We start from the raw sequence: 17,896 nt of genomic DNA, 5'->3' as shown, positions 1-17,896 counted from the left end.
ATGACGCAATGCACCGCCGCCGTCGCCCGCACCCCGCATCAGGACTTCAGCGTCGAGACGCTGGAGGTCGATGCGCCGCGCGCTGGCGAGGTTCTGGTGAAGATCGCCGGAGTCGGCTTGTGCCACACCGATCTCGTGTTCCGTGACCAGTTCGCGCCATATGCGCTTCCGGCCGTGCTGGGTCATGAGGGTGCAGGCACGATCGAGGCGATCGGGGAAGGCGTAGAAGGGCTGGCTGTTGGCGACAGTGTCGTCCTTGGCTTTTCGAGCTGCGGGGCCTGCCCGCGCTGCGATGAGGGGCTGCCGAGCTATTGCCGCACTTTTGTGCCGTTGAACTACGCCGGAATGCGGCTGGAAGATGGATCTCAGGCCTATCGTGCCGCAGATCAGGCAGTCGCCTCGCACTTTTTTGGACAGTCCTCCTTCGCCAGCCATGCAATCACCCGCGCGCGTAATGTGGTGAAGATTTCGGAGCATGCCGCACCTCTCGCCCTGCTTGGTCCGCTCGGCTGCGGCTTCCAGACTGGTGCCGGCGGGGTCATGCGCTCGCTGGCCGCACGCGCCGGTTCCAGCATCGCGATCTTCGGCGGAGGCCCGGTCGGCCTTGCGGCGGTCATGGGCGCGGTGATTCAAGGCTGCACCACGATCATCCTCGTCGAACCGATCGCTGCGCGGCGCGATGTAGGCCTTGAACTCGGTGCCACCCATGTAATCGATCCCGCCGCGACAGACGATCTTTCTGCCGCGATCCGCGCGATCGTCCCCGATGGCGTCGATTTCGGATTCGACAGCTCCGGTCGACCCGAGGTGATCGAGGCGGGGCTCGGCGCACTCGGCTCGCACGGTGCGATCGGACTGGTCGGGGTGCCCGCCCGGCCCGAGGCTGCGATCAGCGTGAACATTGCTGCGCTCATGACCCCGGGCCACCGTATCATCGGCATCATCGAGGGCGACAGCGACCCGCAGAACTTCATCCCCGAACTGATCGCCCATCACGCCGCAGGCCGCTTTCCGTTCGACCGCCTGATCAAGACATATCCGCTCTCCGAGATCAACGCGGCCATCGCGGCGCAGGCGAAGGGCGAATGCATCAAGGCCGTACTTTTGCCGTAATGTCTTCGGGGTCTGAACCAGCGTCCAAGTGTCCTGTTTGGGAGTCAGATGCGGTTCATGCCCAAAACAGCCAATCAAGCTCTCGCTGCTAAATGTGGCAGTATGGTGGACCGTTGCCGTCCGCGGCGATCCCGACGAACGGTGGGTTTGAACCAAAGCTACCGTTTGCTCACGCCTCGAACAGGATCGAGAAGTGGGAAGGGTTAGAAGCGGATCGTCCCATCCCGCGCCGCGCCCTCATCGCACGGTTGGAGTGGTACAATCGAGCCTCATAGTGAAACCCAAGAGGTGTGTTCCATACCGCTGACAAGTACTTCGCCCACCTGTGCAAGCCAAAGCAACTGGCCCTCGGGGGGAGTCGTGTGGTGGATCAGCCCATCGCAGGGTGTTCACTTCCACGCGATCGATGACACGCTGGCCCTCAAACTGATTGCAACCAGCGGCCTGGCGCTCTCGCAAAGGCCGAAAACAATACTCAGCCTGTAGCCTTGCCCAGAAAAATCATGAAGGGTGGAATCAGTGCCTTGTACCTGACGTCTCGCAATCAGGATTCTTGTCTGAACAGGTCGCCGATCGACCGGGCGAAATGGGATTCCATCGCCACGCGCGCCAGTTCCGGATCCCGGGCGGCAATTGCTTCAGCAACCTCCCGATGCAGCACAAGAGATTCTTCGCGGTCCTCAGAGGTCACTCGTCCTGCCCAAGCCTTCGGTATCGCCACGAGCATCATCTGCTCGAACGACCGGACAATCTGGAAGAACAGCTGGTTACCGCTGGCAAGAGCGATCAATTGGTGGAAGCGGGTGTCGGCCCGGGTTCTTTCGTTCTCGTCACGAAAATGCTCAAGTTCACGTGCCGCCCTCAGGATCTGCGATGCCTGTTCGTCTGAACGGTTGGCAGCGGCAAGTTCGGCCGTGCGAAGTTCCAGCGTGCGCCGTACGTCCCAAACGTCGACCAGAGAGACCTGAGCCGTGGAAACCGCGTGACCGATGGAGGCGGCCATGACCGAACCGTCGATCGCCGCGACGCGCGCGCGGCGGCCATTCCCCACGTCGATCATCTTCAAGGCTGCTAGAGCGTGAAATGCCTCACGCATCACCGGGCGACTGACGCCCAGTTCTGCTGCAAACGCGCCTTCCGCGGGGAGCGCATCGCCGACCTTCAGGCCGTGCGCCCGGATGTATTCGCGCACAGCTTCGGCCGCGCTGTCAACCAATGTGCCGGCCTTCATGCTGCAATCCCCTGGCGGCGCAGTTCAGACGGGGCAATGCCATAGCGGCGGTTGAACGCGCGGGTGAACGACGCGTTGTTGAGATAGGAACACCGGTACGCGATTGTGGAAACCGGCAGCTGCGAAGACAACAACATTTGCCGTGCCTCCGCCAATCTGCGCTCCGTCAAGGCCTGAGCAATCGTCGTGCCGTAAATTTCATGGAAGCCGCGCACGAGCTTGTCGCGGTTGATGCCGGCGATCCGCGCAAGCTGAGCAATTGTCAGTTTCTCGTGCCAGCTTTGATCGAGAGACCGCCGTGCTATCGCGATCCGCGCGACGTCCAGTTCGCTGAATCCGCTGTCGCGCTCCACCGGGACCAGCGTCGCCCCGTCTTCGAAAGCCACATGGATCTGACACAGGAGTTCGATACTGCGGGCAAGGCGCAGCGTGGTTGCCGCCTCGCCAGTAGCCTCACAGTGGATGATCGAATTTGCCAAGGCCAGAAGCCTGCTGGGCAAATGCCATGTTGCTGCCTTTTGCGGCCTTGCCTCAAAAAGTCGCTCACAGGCCGAGGCTGCGACGAAGAACACGAGAACCGAATCCTCGATCTCCCCCTCTGCCAGCGCTTCGCGGTAATGCAGCAGGTCCGACTTGCCCTCGCCACCGCACCGGAACAGGTAGGCGATCCATCCGTCGGGTAGCCGGGCATCAGGGCAGACCCCCTGCCCCACCAGCGTGATCATTTCGTGCGAGACGTGGACCTGCTCTTTCATGGCGAACTCCTCGGAGTCGACATAACCTATATGATAGGTTTTGCAACAGCTATCTTACAGGTGGCGGCGCCCGGTGTCGCGCGATGATGAACCCCGCACATCCCGTAGCGCTTGCCCCGCAGCCGACTATCGCCAGCCCTAGGCCGATCCGCCCTTCCCCGCCCAGCGCAGTGCTCACGACGGTCACCAGCGTCGGCGCCATGCCGAAGGCGACCAGACCGCCCAGTGCCATGAACACCCCGATCGCCAGCCCGCGCAGGTCGTTGGGCAGGAGGACTGCAAGCGTGGTGGCGGTCACCAGGCCGGTAATCGTGCCGCCAAGCAGCAACAAGAAGATCAATGCGGCAAACACGCCGGTATCTGGTGCGATCGGGAAAAATGCTGCAGGCAGGGCAAGCAGGGAACCGAACACGGCACCAGTAAGGATGCCCCCGCGTCGACCGCTGCGCAGTCCCGCGTCGGCAGCGAAACCGCCTGCGAGGGAGCCGAGAATACCGGCCCCGAAGATCACGGCGCCCAACCAGCTGCCAAACTCCTGGGGCGATGCTGCGTAAGTGCGGGACAGGACAGGTGCTGCCCAGACCGCCGCTGCCGCATCGGCCATCATCACGCCGATCTGGCCAAGGAACAAGGGGGCGAGAAAACGTCGATACGCCGCCAGCTCGCGCAGAGTCTCGCTCACCGAGCGGCCTGCAGCGGCCGCCATTTCCTGTCGCAAAGGTTCACGCATTCGCGCCAGTGGCAACAGCAGAAGGAGGCTCAGTACGCCAACCGCCAGGTGAGCGCTGCGCCAGGCCGAAAGGCCAGCCCATCCCCCGTGAGCGAGAAAGTGTCCGAGCAGCCACCCTCCCAGTGAAAAGGCGAGCGCCGTTCCAGCGTACTTGCCAACGGTCAGCAGCAGCAGCGAACGGCCACGGTTGGCAGGCAGGCTGAAATCCGATGCGAGGGAAATGGCAATGGTCGTCGAAACGCTCGCGCCCACGCCGCCCAGCATTCTTGCGGTGAAGAGGACCGGCATGCTCTCGGCAACCGCTGTCAACAGCGTGCCGGTGGTCCAGGCCACCGCCGTCCACAACAGGAGCCTAACTCGGTTTCCACGATCAACTATCAGGCCAACCGGCACCGCGAGAATGGCCAAGGGAATGGACACCGCCAGCCCGCTCAGCAGGCTGAGCTGGAAATCGCTCAGCGCCAGTTCCGCCTTTGCCTGCTCCTGCACCGCACTGAACAGGCCCATGGCTATGTTGCCGGTGGCCATGGCCACTGCAAGCGCGAGCAGCGCGATCCGGTGTCGTGGCCGGGCCGGATGGAAGGAACGTTCGGCTGGCCCAGACAATGCCTCGGTCACAGGGTAAAGATCTTCCCGGGGTTCAGCAGGTTCTGCGGATCGAACGCACGCTTTATCAGGCGCATCTGCTCCACTGCATTGCCGAGTTCGGCGACTAGCCAGTCCTGTTTACCGAGGCCTATGCCATGTTCGCCTGTGCAGGTGCCGTCCATGGCAAGCGCGCGCTCGACAAGCCTTCGATTGATGGCTTCAACCTCGACAAGCTCATCCGGAGCATCCGGATCCAGCGAGAACACCACGTGGAAGTTCCCGTCGCCAACGTGTCCCAGGATCGTTGCCGGCACACTGGCCTGCGATAGGTCCTTTTGCGTCTCGAGTATGCACTCGGCGAGGCGGCTCATCGGCACGCAGACGTCCGTTGCCCAGCCCACCGCTCCCTGCCGCAGGTTTATCGCCGCATAATAGGCTTCATGGCGCGCCCGCCACAGGCGCGAACGCTCCTCCGGCTTGTCGGACCATGCAAAGTCGCCGCCGCCGTTGGCACTTGCAAGTGCCTCGACGGTCGCGACCTGTTCGGCGACATGCGCCCGTGTGCCGTGGAACTCGAAGAAGAGCGTTGGTGCTTCGGGATAGTCAAGCTTCGACCAGCGGTTCACGGCCCGCATCTGCAGAGCGTCGAGAATTTCGACGCGTGCCAGCGGGACGCTGCAATAGATCGATTGGACGACCGTCTCGACCGCACCTTCCAGCGTCGCAAAGCTGCACACCGCAGAGGAAATGGCCTCGGGGATGGCGTGGAGACGCAGGTTGATCTCGGTAATGATACCGAGCGTGCCCTCTGAACCCACATACAGGCGAGTGAGATCGTAGCCCGCTGCGGATTTGCGAGCCCGTCTTGCGGTACGGATCACCTCGCCCTGCGGGGTGACAACCTCAAGACCCAGTACCGCGTCCTTCATCGTTCCATAGCGCACGGCATTCGTGCCCGATGCCCGGGTCGAGGCCATGCCGCCGATCGTGGCGTTGGCGCCCGGATCGATGGGAAAGAACAGGCCCTGGTCGCGCAAGTGCTGGTTGAGCTCTTCGCGCCGCACGCCTGGCTGGACGACGCAATCGAAATCGGCAGCGTTGACCGCGATGATCCGGTTCATCCGCGCCATGTCGAGCGAGACGCCCCCGAAGGGTGCCGCGGCGTTGCCTTCGATGGACGTCCCTGCGCCGAACGGCACTATGGGAACATTTGCCGCTGCACAGAACCGCACCAGATCGATGACGTCCTGCTTGTCCTGCGCAAATACCACTGCGTCGGGCACCATCTTTACGAAATGGGATTCGCTCGATCCATGCTGCTCGCGGATCGCCTGTCCGGTCTGGAGTTGATCGCCAAAGCGTTCTTCCAGTCCGGACAGGAACCCGTCAGGCGGTGGGCGTCGCCCTTCGAATGAAGTGACCTCGGTCATCTTCAGAACTTCATGCCAATACGGATACCGTAGCGTCGTGCATCGCCCATGATCCCGAGGTCCGATGCCGGGAGCCCTGCGAGCTGCAAAGTGGTGCGTTCGATGTAGCTTTCCCAATAGCCCTTGTTGAACAGGTTGCTGGCGAATGCAGAAACCTCGATCGGACCGGCGCGGTAGGTGGCCGATGCTCCGACCAGCCAATACCCGTCGAGCGTCGTCGGGGTGGTCTGGTTCAGGGTCGCGGCGAGGCGCTTGCCCTTGCCCGTCAGATTGGCGCCGAGAACGAACTGGTCCTTGCCGAGATCGATGGTGTAATCCGTCGCCAGATTGGCGGACCAGTCAGGTTGGAAGGTCAGGCGGTCCGAGGCGAGGCGCCGTCCGGTCGTCTGCCTGTAGGCCGAGGTGTCGGTAAGCCGCGCGTGCATCAGGGTAAGCCCGCCACGGATCGACCAAGCCGGCACCGGACGCACGAAACCTTCCAGTTCAAGGCCGTAGCTTTCGACGTTGCCAGTATTGAGATCCACCGTGACAAGCCCGCCACCGGTCGCCGGCGCAATCGAATTGAGGCCGATGTAATCCTTGTAATCGTTGTAGAATACCGCCCCGGACATACCGCTGCTGCCATCGGCCGCAGCATATTTGGCACCAAGTTCGTAAGTCCAGGCGCTGTCGCCGCGATACGTGCGGGTGGGAGCCGTGGGCGCATTGAAGCCGCCGCCGCGATAGCCGCGCGCGACCGATGCATAAGTCATCAGCGAAGACGACCAGTTGCGCTTGACCGTCAGCTTGGGCTGCCATTCGTCGGACTTGATGCGCGCTGCGGGCAACGCGCCGCCTGTCGAACCAAGCGGGCCGAGCACTGTGATTATCGACCCATTGGCGACACGATTTTCATGATCATAGCGCAGGCCCAGTGCGACTTCCCAGTCGCTGTTCGGCTTCCAGAACACCGTGCCGAAAGCCGCGTACGTGTCCGCTCGCGTCGAGTTGATCGTGTTCCGGACCACCGCAAACGGGAGGCGCGTGATGGCCGGGAACAGCGTCGTCGCGTCAACACCGTCAGCTTCTTCGCGGCTGTAAAACACGCCAACCAATGTCGAAAGGGTCGAGGAGATGTCGCTGTCGAGGCGCATTTCCACCGTCTTGGTGCGCAGTTCGTCGCCGCCCTTCGCCCGCGCGAAGTCGCCCGGGCCGAAGTCCACATCACTTTCGACGTTGGTTGCCGAACGCGCATCCCACGCGCCGATCAGGGTCAGTCTGCTCGACAACGCATCGATTGGCACCGCAAGCCTGGCGTTCACGCCGCGGTACTTGTACTTGACCTGGTTGAGTGTGTTGAAGGTCAGATCGCGCGAGTAGGCCTGCGGTCCGCTGACGCGCGAGTAGGGAATGTTGACGGAGTCAATCCAGTCGTAATAGCCGTTCACGGTCAATTCGGCGACGCCCGGTGTAAACCGCAGCGTTGCGTTGACGGAGTCACTGTTGAGCGGGTTGCCATCCTTCTTGAGCAGCGTGTTGCGGGCAAACCCGTCCTGCTGCTGGTGCGATGCGGCAATGCGGACCGAGAGCAGATCTCGGAGCAGGGGTGACGATACCGAACCGGCCGCGATGAACTGGTTGTCGGGCCCGGCATAGCTGGCGCTCGCCCGCACCGAGAGGTCGTTGCCCGGCTGTCGGGTGATCACGTTGATCGCGCCGCCCAAGGTGTTCTTGCCGTAGAGCGTTCCCTGCGGTCCGCGCAGTACTTCGATACGCTCGACGTCGACCAGGGGATTGTTGAGGTACGCGGTGTTGGGCCGATAGATGCCGTCGACGAACAGACCGACACCGGGCTGGACCGACTGGACAAGGGTGACACCAACGCCACGAATGGCCACGAACGCACGCCCCGCGCCGTCGCTGTTGATATTGAGACCGGGCGAAAGAACCGCTGCTTCGCGAACCGAGTTAAGCCCGCGCTCAGCCAGAACATCGCCCGTGATTGCCGTGACGGCAGCCGGGACGTCCTTGATCGTCTCTGCCCGCTTGCGGGCCGTGACCACAATCGAGGCATCGGCTGCGATTTCAGCCGAACCTTCGCCAGCGGCAGTCCCTGCAACTTGCGTCTGCCCATGTGCCTGCACCGGGCCAAGTGCCGAAACGGCTGCGGTACCTGCAAGAATGGCGTAGCGAAGTGAAAGCATGTCGAGGTCCTCTGCCTGTCCTGTCTCTTTTCTCTGCGACCTGTATGACAGCCTTCAGACCTATATGAAAGGTTTTCGGACTGTGCCGATCGTCAGACAGGCTTTGCACGACGACGCCATGGCGCTCACCAGCAGGTATAGCCCCCATCGGCGATGACGATGCTTCCAGTCAGCAAAGAGGCCATGTCGGAAGCGAGAAACAGCACGACTGCCGCTACCTCCGCAGGTTCGCCCAAGCGCCCTTGGGGAGTGCCGTCGATCCAGCGGCGGTACATTTCCCCGGACTTGTCGGCAAAAGCGTTGAGCGGCGTTGCTATGTAGGTCGGAGCAACGGCGTTCACGCGCACGCCCCGGTTCGCCCATTCTGCCGCCAGGCTGCGCGTGAGCTGGTGCACGGCAGCCTTCGATGCATTGTAATAGCTTTGCGGCTGCGGGCGATTGACGATGAACCCGCTCATCGACCCGACGTTGACGATGCTGCCGCAACCTGCATCGAGCATGTGCCGGCCGAAAGCCCGGGCGCACCAGAAGCTTCCGTTGAGATTCACATCGAGCACGTTCAACCAGTGCTCGTCGGCAACATCCTCGGCAGGCGTGTCGCTCCGCGCGATACCGGCATTGTTCACAAGAACGTCGATGCGCCCTTCGCGCGCAAGCATGACATCTGCTGCCTGCTGCACGGCAAGCGAGTTGGTCACGTCCAACTCGCAACCTGTCGCTTCGATACCCACCTCGCGCAGTGCATCAAGACCTTGCTGCAGCCTCTGGCGGTCCAGATCCGCAATCGTCACACGAGCCCCGGCTTCACCCAGCGCATGCGCGCTGGCAAGGCCAATGCCCTGTGCACCGCCCGTAACAAAGGCGGTTCGGCCATCCAGCCGCAGCTTTTCAAGGTACATGCGATCTCTCTCAATCTCGAAGGAAATGCGCTGCCGCCATCGGTGGTTCGACGTTCGTGTCTCCCGCTGCCAACTGATAGACCAACCGGTCCCCGTTCCAGTGGCGCCAAGGCACAGTCCCATCAGTCGCAAAGTTCACCCAGATCGAATGAATCCTGTCGGCAAGTTCGCTCGGTGGCGCTTCGCCAACCAGGCCTGCAGGTCCTGTCGCGATATCGAGGGTCTTGAACACGAAGGGAAGTTCGATCCCATGACAGGCGCCAAGTTCGCCGCTGCAAGCGGGCGAGCGCCATTCCATCTCGTACATGTGGGTTCGACCACGATGGGCGGACGCATACTGACGCGCAGGCCAACGAAAGACGAGGTCCGACATCGCGCGAGTCATCGCGACACCGGGCCGCACTCCTTTCTGCCCCCATCCGTAGGCCTTGAGCGCCCGGCGGGCATTCGGCAGCGACCGCGAGAGCAACCACCACGCCAGCGGGCCGGGGATCTTGTCGCGCACCGCGGTTGGCACAAAATAGAGGTTCATCTCCTCGGCGTTCGTGCCGATCATGATCTCGATTTCTGCGCCGGCTCCCTGCCGCAAAGCTTCGATCGGCTTCAGCGGGAGCACATCGTCGCCCCAGACCGGAATGAAGCGACTGATGCCGAAGACCGGCTCGAAGCCGTCACCGTCACGCAGGTCGATGGATGCCGGCTTGGCGACCTTTTCCAGCGCAGCCATTGCGGAAACGTGCGAAACACTGCGAAAGCCATCTGCATCGGGTGAGACCCCCAGCAATCGAGCGAGCTTGCGCACGAGTCGTTGTGCAACCGGGATATCCCGGACCATCGCGCCATGCCCGCTCTGAATGATCGCGCGCCTGAACAGGCCTTTTGCCAGAGGCGACGTTACCAGGTTCGCAATTGCCATTGCCCCGGCACTTTCGCCAAATGCGGTCACGTTCGAAGGGTCGCCACCAAAGGCAGCAATGTTGTTCTTCACCCAACGCAACGCGAACAGCATGTCGCGCAGCCCAAGATTGGTCGGTGCGCCGGGGACTGGAAGGAACCCGTCAATGCCCATGCGGTAGTTTATCGCGACGCAAATGACACCCGATTGAGCGAATGCGGTGCCGTCACTGATCGGAGCATCCTTGCTGCCGACGACAAAGCCGCCGCCATGGACCCAGAACATCACCGGTGCATCCTTGGCGTTTTCAGGTGCCCAGAGGTTCAGACGCAGGTAATCGCCGTCACTGCCGTCGCTGCCGGTCCCTACCAGCGGCACGACATCAAGGTTCGGGAACGGACGCACCGTGTGAGGGGCTGTCGGTCCGCGCTCGCTGGCATCGCGCACCTGGGTCCAGCCTGCCGGACATGTCGGTAATTCGAAACGGGTTGGCGGAGCAGCATATGGCAGACCCAGATAAGTCGCTACGCCATCATTAATGCGTCCCCGAACCGGTCCGGACTTGGTCATGACGACAGGTGTGTAAGAACCTGATCCGAAAGTTGTTGAGCAATACCAGCATGTTGTGATTCACGCCTCTTTGCGAAGAGATGGAGTGAATGGTGACATGGACTGGTATTGCCCGGCGCGAGCATAGCCGGGAGGGATTGCGATATCCATCGGATATGACGGATGCGGAGTGGGCGCTGGCAGAGCCATTCGTGCCTCCGGCAAGGCGTGGAGGCCGACCTCGAACGGCAGACATGCGCGAAGTCCTCAACGCTTTGCTTTATGTAGCCGCGAGTGGGTGCGCGTGGCGACTCTTGCCCAAATGCTTCCCTCCGGTGTCGACGGTGCGGCGCTACTTTTACGCCTGGCGCAATGCCGGTTTGTTCGAGGCCATCAACACCGTGCTGGTTATGAACCTGCGGGAAATCGAAGGACGCGAAGCCTCGCCCAGTGCTGGAGTGATCGACAGCCAATCGGTGAAGACCACGGAAAGTGGCGGAGTTTCCGGGTTTGACGCAGGCAAGAAGGTCAAAGGCCGCAAACGACACATCCTGACCGACACATGCGGCTTTCTGATCTTCATTCTCGTCCACGCCGCCGACATTCAGGATCGCGATGGTGCTGTCGATGTGCTGGCTGCCGTCCGGACGCGGTTTCCATGGTTACGCCATGTCTTCGCTGACGGCGGCTATGCAGGTGATAAACTGCGATCCGCGCTTGTCGGCATGGGCAAGTGGACTATCGACATCATCAAGCGTTCCGACAAAGCCAAGGGCTTCGAGGTGCTACCGCGCCGATGGGTTGTCGAGCGAACCTTCGCTTGGCTTGGGCGCTGTCGAAGGCTGGCAAAGGATTGGGAAAGGTCCATCGCGTCATCCACCGCATGGGCCCTCATCGCCTCAATCCGCATGCTCACGCGCAGAACCGCAAGATACTGTCAAATTTGATCAACTTCTGAATCGGGCTCTAAGTCTTGCTGGTCATCGCGGCATTGTGCGTCTTGCTGGCGACGGACTCCACCGGTTTCGGTGTGCCGATCGACAGAAGGGTTATGCCATTACTGAAGCGAGACTGCCGGACAAATAGGGCCTACTTTCGCACCCGCAGGTCCATAAAGGTCAACCGCATGAAGCAGTGAGCCAGCTGGACGGCGGCATGAACGCCCGGCACACGACGAATGATGGCGCGCAGACAGAACACGATCGTCGCCACGACCACCGGCTACTTCGAACCCAGGCGAACCGATATCCCCCCACCAGAATTCCGGAATATTCGCCGGTACCGTCGACCTTTGCAATCTTCCGGTGCCGAAGCATCGGGGACCAGCACCAGTAGGAACTGCGATCCTGCCGCCTGCACCGAGTCGATGTAATGGGCATCGGCCGGAACTCATAAGCAGTCCCGAAGCAAAGGCGTTGGATCGATATGATGGCATCGAAAGAATGCGATGGTGTGGGTCTGGCGGGTCCTGCAGTTGGTGCGCGTTGGAAGCACTTGAGGGGAGATTCATGGCCATATGGCTGAAGCGCGGCGCTGCTGCGGAGAGCAAGGCGGAGGCGGATCGCAAGGTTCGTGACGTTGTCGAGGCGGCGCTGGCGGACATCGAGAAGCGTGGTGATGCTGCGGTTCGCGAGATGAGCGTGAAGTTCGATGGCTGGGACCGTGCCGACTATCGCCTGAGCCAGGCGGAGATCGATGCGGCGGTGGACAGCCTGTCGCCGCAGGAGCGCAAGGACATCGAGTTTGCGCAGGCCCAAGTGCGCAATTTCGCGCAGATCCAGCGCGAGAGCATGAAGGACGTCGAGGTCGAGACGATGCCTGGCGTCGTGCTTGGCCACAGAAACGTCCCGATCCAGGCGGCCGGTTGCTATGTGCCGGGCGGCAAGTATCCGCTGCTGGCCTCGGCGCACATGTCGGTGATCACGGCCAAGGTGGCCGGCGTCCCGCGCGTCGTGACCTGCGCGCCTCCGTTCCAGGGCAAGCCCGCGCGCGCCATCGTTGCAGCGCAGGCCCTGGCCGGGGCGGACACCATCTATGCGCTGGGCGGCATCCAGGCGATCGGGGCCATGGCCATCGGCACCGAGACGATCGACCCGGTCGACATCCTTGTCGGGCCCGGCAACGCTTTCGTCGCCGAAGCCAAGCGCCAGCTGTTCGGCCGCGTCGGCATCGACCTCTTCGCCGGCCCGACCGAGACCCTGATCATTGCCGACGAGATCGGCTGCGATCCGGAGATGGCCGCGACCGACATTCTCGGCCAGATCGAGCACGGACCGGACAGCCCCGGCGTGCTGCTGACCAATTCGGAGAGCTTTGCGCGGGCCACGATGGCCGAGATCGACCGTCTGCTCGAGATCCTGCCGACCGCCGATCACGCGCGCAAGGCGTGGGAAGCGTTCGGTGAAGTCATCGTCGCCGACAGTTACGAGATGATGGTGCGCATTGCCGACGACATCGCCAGCGAGCACGTGCAGGTGATGACCGCCGACCCTGACTACTTCCTGCAGAACATGACCAACTACGGCGCGCTGTTCCTGGGCAATCGCACCAACGTCTCGTTCGGCGACAAGGTCATCGGCACCAACCACACCCTGCCCACGAAGAAGGCCGCGCGCTATACCGGTGGCCTGTGGGTGGGCAAGTTCCTCAAGACCTGCACCTACCAGAAGGTCCTGACCGACGAGGCTTCGGCGCTGGTGGGCGAATACTGCAGCCGCCTCTGCGCGCTGGAAGGCTTTGCCGGCCACGGCGAGCAGGCCAACATCCGCGTGCGCCGCTTCGGCGGGCGCGATGTGCCTTACGCCGGGCAGGCCGCGCCGAGTGAACTGACCAAAGCATGAGGGGCGTGGCATGACTCCCCTGCCCCGCACCCCCTCGCTGCGTCTTGATGGCAAGCGGGCGGTCGTGACAGGCGCAGGGCGAGGCATCGGTCTGGCCGCCGCCGCTGCCCTTGCCCAGGCGGGCGCGGCGGTCACTCTCGTCGCCCGCTCGTCCGGCGAGATCGCGCAAGCGGCAGCCGCGATCGGCAACGGCGCGCAAGGCGCCACGCTCGACGTCGCCGACCTCGACGCCGTGGCTGCGTTCTTTGCCGAGCGCGAGCCGTTTCACGTGCTGGTCAACAACGCCGGCACCAACCGGCCCATGCCGATGTGGGACGTCGGCCCGGCGGACTACGATGCCGTCCTGGGCCTCAACCTGCGCGCGGCCTTCTTTGTCGCGCAGGCCTGCGCCCGCCGGATGATCGAGACCGGCACGCCAGGCTCCCTCATCCACATGGGCTCGCAGATGGGCCATGTCGGCGGACCCAACCGCTCGCTCTATTGCGCAAGCAAATGGGCGATCGAAGGCATGAACAAGTCCTTTGCGCTCGACCTGGCGCAGCATGGCATCCGATCGAACACGATCGCGCCGACCTTCATCGAAACCCCGCTGACCGAGCCGATGTTCGCCGACCCGGCCTTCCGGGCCAGCGTGCTGGCCAGGATCAAGCTGGGACGGATCGGCAAGGTCGAGGACCTGATGGGCGCCGTGCTGTTCCTTGCAACCGACGCCTCCGCGCTGATGACCGGAACCAGCCTCGTCGTCGATGGCGGCTGGACCGCAGAATAGGATTGCACGATGTTCGAACCCTTTCCCGGTAACTATGTCTGGAACCTGGGCATCAACCTTGCCCTGATCGCAGGCGGCAACCACGGCGAACTGGACGAGGTCTGCCGGCCCGTCCGGGAGGCGGCAAAGGCCGGCGCCGATGCCGGGTCCGCACAACTGTTCGACAGCTGGATTGCCGTGGCCGATCAGGTGACCCGCAATGCCGAACGCGACGAGGCCGATGGCTATCTCCTCTCGGCCGGCGCCAAGTACCTGCGCGCTTCGGGATACTACCTCGGGGCCGAGCGCCTGCAGAGCCGCGACTACGCGCCGCGCTGGGCGGCCTATGACAAGGGCCTCGAACTCTACCACAAGGGCAGCGCGCTTAGCGGCCTCCATGTCGAGAAGGTGGAGATCCCCTACGAGGGAGCGAGCTATCCGGCGATCTTCGTCCACGATGGCAGCGGCACGCCGCGGCCCACGCTGGTCTCGGTCAATGGCCTCGATTCCATGAAGGAGCAGGTGTGCATGGCAGGCCATGGCGCGGTGAACCTGGCCCGCGGCATGAACACGCTCTTCCTCGACCAGCCCGGCACCGGCGAAGCGATCCGCAAGCGCAATCTCCCCGCCGTCCACGACGCCGAACGCTGGGGCAGCCCGGCCTTCGACTATCTCCTGACGCGCAGCGATGTGATTCACTCGAAGATCGGCATCTTCGGCCTGTCCTTCGGTGGCTACCACGCCCCGCGCATCGCCGCGAACGATCCCCGTTACGCACTGTGTGCCGTCATGGGCGCAAACCACGTCTGGGGCCAGCGCCAGCGCGAACGCGTCGCCAACGAGGGCGAGAACCCCGTCCCGCACTACTGGGACCACGTCATGTGGGTCTTCGGCATCGACGATCGCGAGGCATTCCTCGCCTACGCCGACCAGATCACCCTCGACGGACAGGTGGACAAGATCCGCGTGCCATTCCTCGTCACCCACGGCGAAAACGACCGCCAGATCCCCGTCTACAACGCCCGCATGAGCTACGATCAGGCCACCAACAGCCCAAAACGCTCCCTGCGCATCTTCACAAAAGCCGACTTCGAAGTCGAACACTGCGGCGCCGACAACGGCACCGCCATGCGCGACTACATCGCAGACTGGTGCGCCCAAACATTCAACGAAATGGTGTAGACTGGATCTGACGAACGCCCCGGTTGCAAAGGAGAATGCGCATGATCTTCGCCGATCCCCGCGTGGCTCGCGTGTTCGACCGCTACCGCGACCGCGCAAGAGACGATGGGGATCGCATGAAGACGCTCGGCCTCGCCGGGTTTGCCGTCCGTGACGAATTCCTGCTACCAGTAGGCGAGGATGCCGGACGTTTCATGCATTCGCTAATCCTCGCACGCCGCCCGGCACGCATACTCGAACTCGGCACCAGCTACGGATATTCGACGCTGTTCCTTGCAGATGCCGCAGCGCAGATCGGTGCGCTTGTCGTGACCTGCGAATTGGCCGACTACAAACAGACTTACGCCCGCGAACAACTGGCAGAGGCAGGACTGGATCACTTCGTCGAATTTCGGTGCGGTGACGCTCTGGATTGTCTTCAAGACGATGAAGGGCTTTGGGACTTTGTGCTTCTCGACATCTGGAAAGAGCTCTATTTGCCTTGCTTCGAGGCATTCTATCCTAAACTGAGCGACGAAGGCGTTATTGTTTCCGACAACATGATCGAACCCGAATTCGATCGTCCTAGTGTTCGCCAGTATCGTAACGCAGTCCGCTGCAAGCCCGATCTGCAATCCGTGCTGCTGCCCATCGGCAGCGGAATCGATCTGACCGTGCGCTGGAGCGCCGACAATCCGAAGCTTTGAAAGACCATCGATGATTCACGAAATCGCTGCGCTCACCATTGATCCCGCCCGCATGGACGAATTCGAAGCCGCGGTGGCACAGGCCCGTCCACATTTCGAACAGGCGAGGGGATTTGTATCGTTCGCGTTGCAGAGGGTGATCGAGGAACCGGGAACCTATCGCCTGGTCGTGGGCTGGACCAGCGTGGAAGCCCACATGGTCGACTTCCGGGAAAGCCAGGGCTTCCAGGAATGGCGAGCCTTGGCTGGTCCATTTTTCACGGCCCCGCCTTGCGTCGTGCATGTCGAGAACGTGATCTGACGCCGCTCGGCCGCATGATCATCTTCCTCGGTTGTTTGTTCCCGAGTTGCAGTCAGTTCCGCCCTGACCGACCACTTCCCGCTTATTGATCTTCTCGAACTGCGGCATAAGGTGCGGAAGATCAGGGCGGGGGGCGGCACTCCTTTGTGCCGAAGATAAGCATGGCGCACGACATTAGCGGGACATTCGAACGGCCTGCGCTTGCCTCTCTGGCTGACGAAATGGAGCGCCACGGGACAAGTCGCGATGCCCCCGTGCGCGAAATAATGGCGCTCCTCGGTGACCGGTGGTCGACTCTGATACTTCTGGTGCTTGCTACCGGAGAGCTTCGCCACGCCGAACTGCGGCGCCTGCTTGCCAGGCTCTCAGCCGAACGCGCCATTTCCCAGCGCATCCTCACCATGAAGCTCCGCACATTGGAACGGGATGGCTTTGTCACGCGCAGGATCAGCGGCGATGTGCCACCGAAGGTAAGCTACAACCTCACCCATCTGGGGGAGTCCTTGCACGTTCAGACGCGCGGCTTGATCAACTGGATCAACGCCCACCAGGACCTCATCCGCGCTTCCCGCGCGGCGTTTGACAGTGAGGAAGAGTAGCCCCCTCCATCAACGCAAGGAATTGTTCATCCGCCACGGGGACTTTGCGGTCCCGACGAAGTCCGGGTCGACGCGCTCTCTTGCCTGGCCGCTCCGAAAAGTTAGGCTGCAGCAAGCAGTGCGCGGCTTTCGGGAAGGCATCCGTGATGTTTGATTTTATTCGCAAGCAGTTTGTCGATGTCATCGAGTGGCTGGAGCAGCCCGGCGAACTGGCTTGGCGCGTGCCCTTTGCCGATCGCGAAATCCAGCACGGCGCCCAGTTGACGGTGCGCGAAGGACAGATCGCGGCATTTGTCAATGAAGGCCGCATCGCAGATTTCTTCGGACCGGGCCTGCATACGCTCGAAACCGCCAACCTGCCCCTGTTGTCCAACCTGATGAACTGGGACAAGGCTTTCAAATCGCCATTCAAGTCGGACGTGGTGTTCCTCTCGCTGAAGGAGCAGCATGGCCTGAAGTGGGGAACTGCCCAGCCAGTTACAGTGCGCGATGCTGAATTCGGCGCGCTGCGCCTGCGTGCATTCGGCTCATATTCCTTTCGCGTAAGCGAAGTCGCACCATTCGTCTCGCGCGTGATGGGGACGCTGGCCGGCATCTCGGTGCCCTCGCTCGAACCGCAATTGCGTGCCGCGATCCAGACCGCGATAGCCACTGCCCTTGGCGGCAGTGGCATTGCCTTCCTCGATCTGGCGGCAAACCAGCAGGCGCTTTCTGACCGGATCAAGCTCGAGGTCGACAAGGCCTTTGCGCAGTGGGGACTGACCTGCCTTTCGTTCTACGTCGAAAGCGTGTCGCTGCCCGATGAAGTCCAGGCCCATCTGGATAAGGCCAGTTCGATGCGAGTGCTTGGCGATCTCGGAAATTACACTCGTTTCCAGGCGGCAGAAGCAATCGAGGATGCTGCAAACCAGGATGGCGGCGGGGTGGCCGGTATCGGCGCCGGGGTTGCTGCTGCAACGGCATTGGGCGGCGCGATGGCCCAGGGACTTGGCCAGGCAACGATCCCCGCAACTGCTCCCGCTGTCACCCAAGAAGATCCCCTCGCGATGATCGAGAAACTCCACAGGCTGGTAACGCTGGGCGCATTGAGCCAGCAGGAGTTCGATGCCAAGAAGGCCGAGCTGCTCGCGCGAATCCGCTGATTGCGCGTTCGCATTGGGGGGAAGC

General features: G+C 62.4%; 16 protein-coding genes. 9 read left to right on the top strand and 7 right to left on the bottom strand.

Annotated features, from left to right (window positions below; translation table 11 throughout):
• Entirely contained in the window at positions 1-1,113 is a 1,113-nt protein-coding gene (locus tag AC3WLM_RS17655; RefSeq protein ID WP_492478255.1) for an NAD(P)-dependent alcohol dehydrogenase, read from the top strand.
• A gap of 544 nt (positions 1,114-1,657) precedes the next feature.
• Here AC3WLM_RS17655 and AC3WLM_RS17650 read toward each other — a convergent pair.
• From AC3WLM_RS17650 to AC3WLM_RS17620, 7 genes are all read right to left on the bottom strand, one after another.
• Entirely contained in the window at positions 1,658-2,344 is a 687-nt protein-coding gene (locus tag AC3WLM_RS17650) for a FadR/GntR family transcriptional regulator (protein WP_039335572.1), read from the bottom strand.
• Positions 2,341-3,099, bottom strand: a complete 759-nt coding sequence (locus tag AC3WLM_RS17645) for a helix-turn-helix transcriptional regulator (protein WP_492478254.1) — start codon at positions 3,097-3,099, stop codon at positions 2,341-2,343. Before AC3WLM_RS17645 ends, AC3WLM_RS17650 begins: the two co-directional genes overlap by 4 nt.
• Positions 3,100-3,148: 49 nt before the next feature.
• Positions 3,149-4,357 (bottom strand): MFS transporter, encoded by a 1,209-nt coding sequence (locus tag AC3WLM_RS17640; protein WP_492478253.1) that lies wholly within the window; start codon positions 4,355-4,357, stop codon positions 3,149-3,151.
• 86 nt (positions 4,358-4,443) lie between these two features.
• Positions 4,444-5,847: an FAD-binding oxidoreductase gene (locus AC3WLM_RS17635; protein ID WP_492478252.1), complete on the bottom strand. Its 1,404-nt coding sequence runs from the start codon at positions 5,845-5,847 to the stop codon at positions 4,444-4,446.
• Positions 5,848-5,849: 2 nt separating this feature from the next.
• Positions 5,850-8,030, bottom strand: coding sequence for a TonB-dependent receptor (locus AC3WLM_RS17630; RefSeq protein ID WP_492478251.1), 2,181 nt, complete (start codon positions 8,028-8,030; stop codon positions 5,850-5,852).
• A gap of 125 nt (positions 8,031-8,155) precedes the next feature.
• Positions 8,156-8,929 carry an SDR family NAD(P)-dependent oxidoreductase gene (locus AC3WLM_RS17625; protein WP_492478250.1) on the bottom strand — a complete coding sequence of 258 codons (774 nt, stop codon included), beginning with the start codon at positions 8,927-8,929 and terminating at the stop codon, positions 8,156-8,158.
• A gap of 10 nt (positions 8,930-8,939) precedes the next feature.
• Positions 8,940-10,394, bottom strand: coding sequence for a carboxylesterase/lipase family protein (locus AC3WLM_RS17620; RefSeq protein WP_492478249.1), 1,455 nt, complete (start codon positions 10,392-10,394; stop codon positions 8,940-8,942).
• Positions 10,395-10,483: 89 nt separating this feature from the next.
• Between AC3WLM_RS17620 and AC3WLM_RS17615 the strand changes: the two genes are divergently transcribed.
• The 8 genes from AC3WLM_RS17615 to AC3WLM_RS17580 all read left to right on the top strand — a co-directional run bounded on the left by AC3WLM_RS17615 (position 10,484) and on the right by AC3WLM_RS17580 (position 17,871).
• Positions 10,484-11,320: an IS5 family transposase gene (locus tag AC3WLM_RS17615; protein WP_226019834.1), complete on the top strand. Its 837-nt coding sequence runs from the start codon at positions 10,484-10,486 to the stop codon at positions 11,318-11,320.
• A gap of 561 nt (positions 11,321-11,881) precedes the next feature.
• Entirely contained in the window at positions 11,882-13,213 is a 1,332-nt protein-coding gene (hisD, locus tag AC3WLM_RS17610) for a histidinol dehydrogenase (RefSeq protein WP_492478248.1), read from the top strand.
• A 10-nt stretch (positions 13,214-13,223) separates the two neighbouring features.
• Entirely contained in the window at positions 13,224-13,982 is a 759-nt protein-coding gene (locus AC3WLM_RS17605) for an SDR family NAD(P)-dependent oxidoreductase (protein ID WP_193828729.1), read from the top strand.
• 9 nt (positions 13,983-13,991) lie between these two features.
• Entirely contained in the window at positions 13,992-15,143 is a 1,152-nt protein-coding gene (locus tag AC3WLM_RS17600) for an alpha/beta hydrolase family protein (protein WP_039336701.1), read from the top strand.
• Positions 15,144-15,184: 41 nt separating this feature from the next.
• Positions 15,185-15,829 (top strand): O-methyltransferase, encoded by a 645-nt coding sequence (locus AC3WLM_RS17595; protein WP_039334639.1) that lies wholly within the window; start codon positions 15,185-15,187, stop codon positions 15,827-15,829.
• Positions 15,830-15,839: 10 nt separating this feature from the next.
• Entirely contained in the window at positions 15,840-16,130 is a 291-nt protein-coding gene (locus AC3WLM_RS17590; protein WP_039334636.1) for an antibiotic biosynthesis monooxygenase family protein, read from the top strand.
• A gap of 161 nt (positions 16,131-16,291) precedes the next feature.
• Positions 16,292-16,729, top strand: a complete 438-nt coding sequence (locus AC3WLM_RS17585; RefSeq protein ID WP_039334635.1) for a winged helix-turn-helix transcriptional regulator — start codon at positions 16,292-16,294, stop codon at positions 16,727-16,729.
• Between the two features lie 146 nt (positions 16,730-16,875).
• The gene (locus AC3WLM_RS17580) at positions 16,876-17,871 is read left to right on the top strand and encodes an SPFH domain-containing protein (protein ID WP_492478247.1); all 996 of its coding nucleotides are present in this window, start codon (positions 16,876-16,878) and stop codon (positions 17,869-17,871) included.
• Positions 17,872-17,896: the final 25 nt, after the last annotated feature.

It is taken from the genome of Novosphingobium sp. FW305-C-30-35 (assembly GCF_058783135.1).
The sequence above is the reverse complement of the archived record's forward strand: the minus strand, read 5'-3'. Positions and strand labels throughout refer to the sequence as shown.

Excerpts from the sequence above, each read along its gene's own strand:
- AC3WLM_RS17655 (WP_492478255.1), top strand. The coding sequence starts at position 1 with ATGACGCAATGCACCGCCGCCGTCGCCCGCACCCCGCATCAGGACTTC.
- AC3WLM_RS17650 (WP_039335572.1), bottom strand. The coding sequence starts at position 2,344 with ATGAAGGCCGGCACATTGGTTGACAGCGCGGCCGAAGCTGTGCGCGAA.
- AC3WLM_RS17645 (WP_492478254.1), bottom strand. The coding sequence starts at position 3,099 with ATGAAAGAGCAGGTCCACGTCTCGCACGAAATGATCACGCTGGTGGGG.
- AC3WLM_RS17640 (WP_492478253.1), bottom strand. The coding sequence starts at position 4,357 with ATGGCCACCGGCAACATAGCCATGGGCCTGTTCAGTGCGGTGCAGGAG.
- AC3WLM_RS17635 (WP_492478252.1), bottom strand. The coding sequence starts at position 5,847 with ATGACCGAGGTCACTTCATTCGAAGGGCGACGCCCACCGCCTGACGGG.
- AC3WLM_RS17630 (WP_492478251.1), bottom strand. The coding sequence starts at position 8,030 with ATGCTTTCACTTCGCTACGCCATTCTTGCAGGTACCGCAGCCGTTTCG.
- AC3WLM_RS17625 (WP_492478250.1), bottom strand. The coding sequence starts at position 8,929 with ATGTACCTTGAAAAGCTGCGGCTGGATGGCCGAACCGCCTTTGTTACG.
- AC3WLM_RS17620 (WP_492478249.1), bottom strand. The coding sequence starts at position 10,394 with ATGACCAAGTCCGGACCGGTTCGGGGACGCATTAATGATGGCGTAGCG.
- AC3WLM_RS17615 (WP_226019834.1), top strand. The coding sequence starts at position 10,484 with ATGGTGACATGGACTGGTATTGCCCGGCGCGAGCATAGCCGGGAGGGA.
- hisD (WP_492478248.1), top strand. The coding sequence starts at position 11,882 with ATGGCCATATGGCTGAAGCGCGGCGCTGCTGCGGAGAGCAAGGCGGAG.
- AC3WLM_RS17605 (WP_193828729.1), top strand. The coding sequence starts at position 13,224 with ATGACTCCCCTGCCCCGCACCCCCTCGCTGCGTCTTGATGGCAAGCGG.
- AC3WLM_RS17600 (WP_039336701.1), top strand. The coding sequence starts at position 13,992 with ATGTTCGAACCCTTTCCCGGTAACTATGTCTGGAACCTGGGCATCAAC.
- AC3WLM_RS17595 (WP_039334639.1), top strand. The coding sequence starts at position 15,185 with ATGATCTTCGCCGATCCCCGCGTGGCTCGCGTGTTCGACCGCTACCGC.
- AC3WLM_RS17590 (WP_039334636.1), top strand. The coding sequence starts at position 15,840 with ATGATTCACGAAATCGCTGCGCTCACCATTGATCCCGCCCGCATGGAC.
- AC3WLM_RS17585 (WP_039334635.1), top strand. The coding sequence starts at position 16,292 with ATGGCGCACGACATTAGCGGGACATTCGAACGGCCTGCGCTTGCCTCT.
- AC3WLM_RS17580 (WP_492478247.1), top strand. The coding sequence starts at position 16,876 with ATGTTTGATTTTATTCGCAAGCAGTTTGTCGATGTCATCGAGTGGCTG.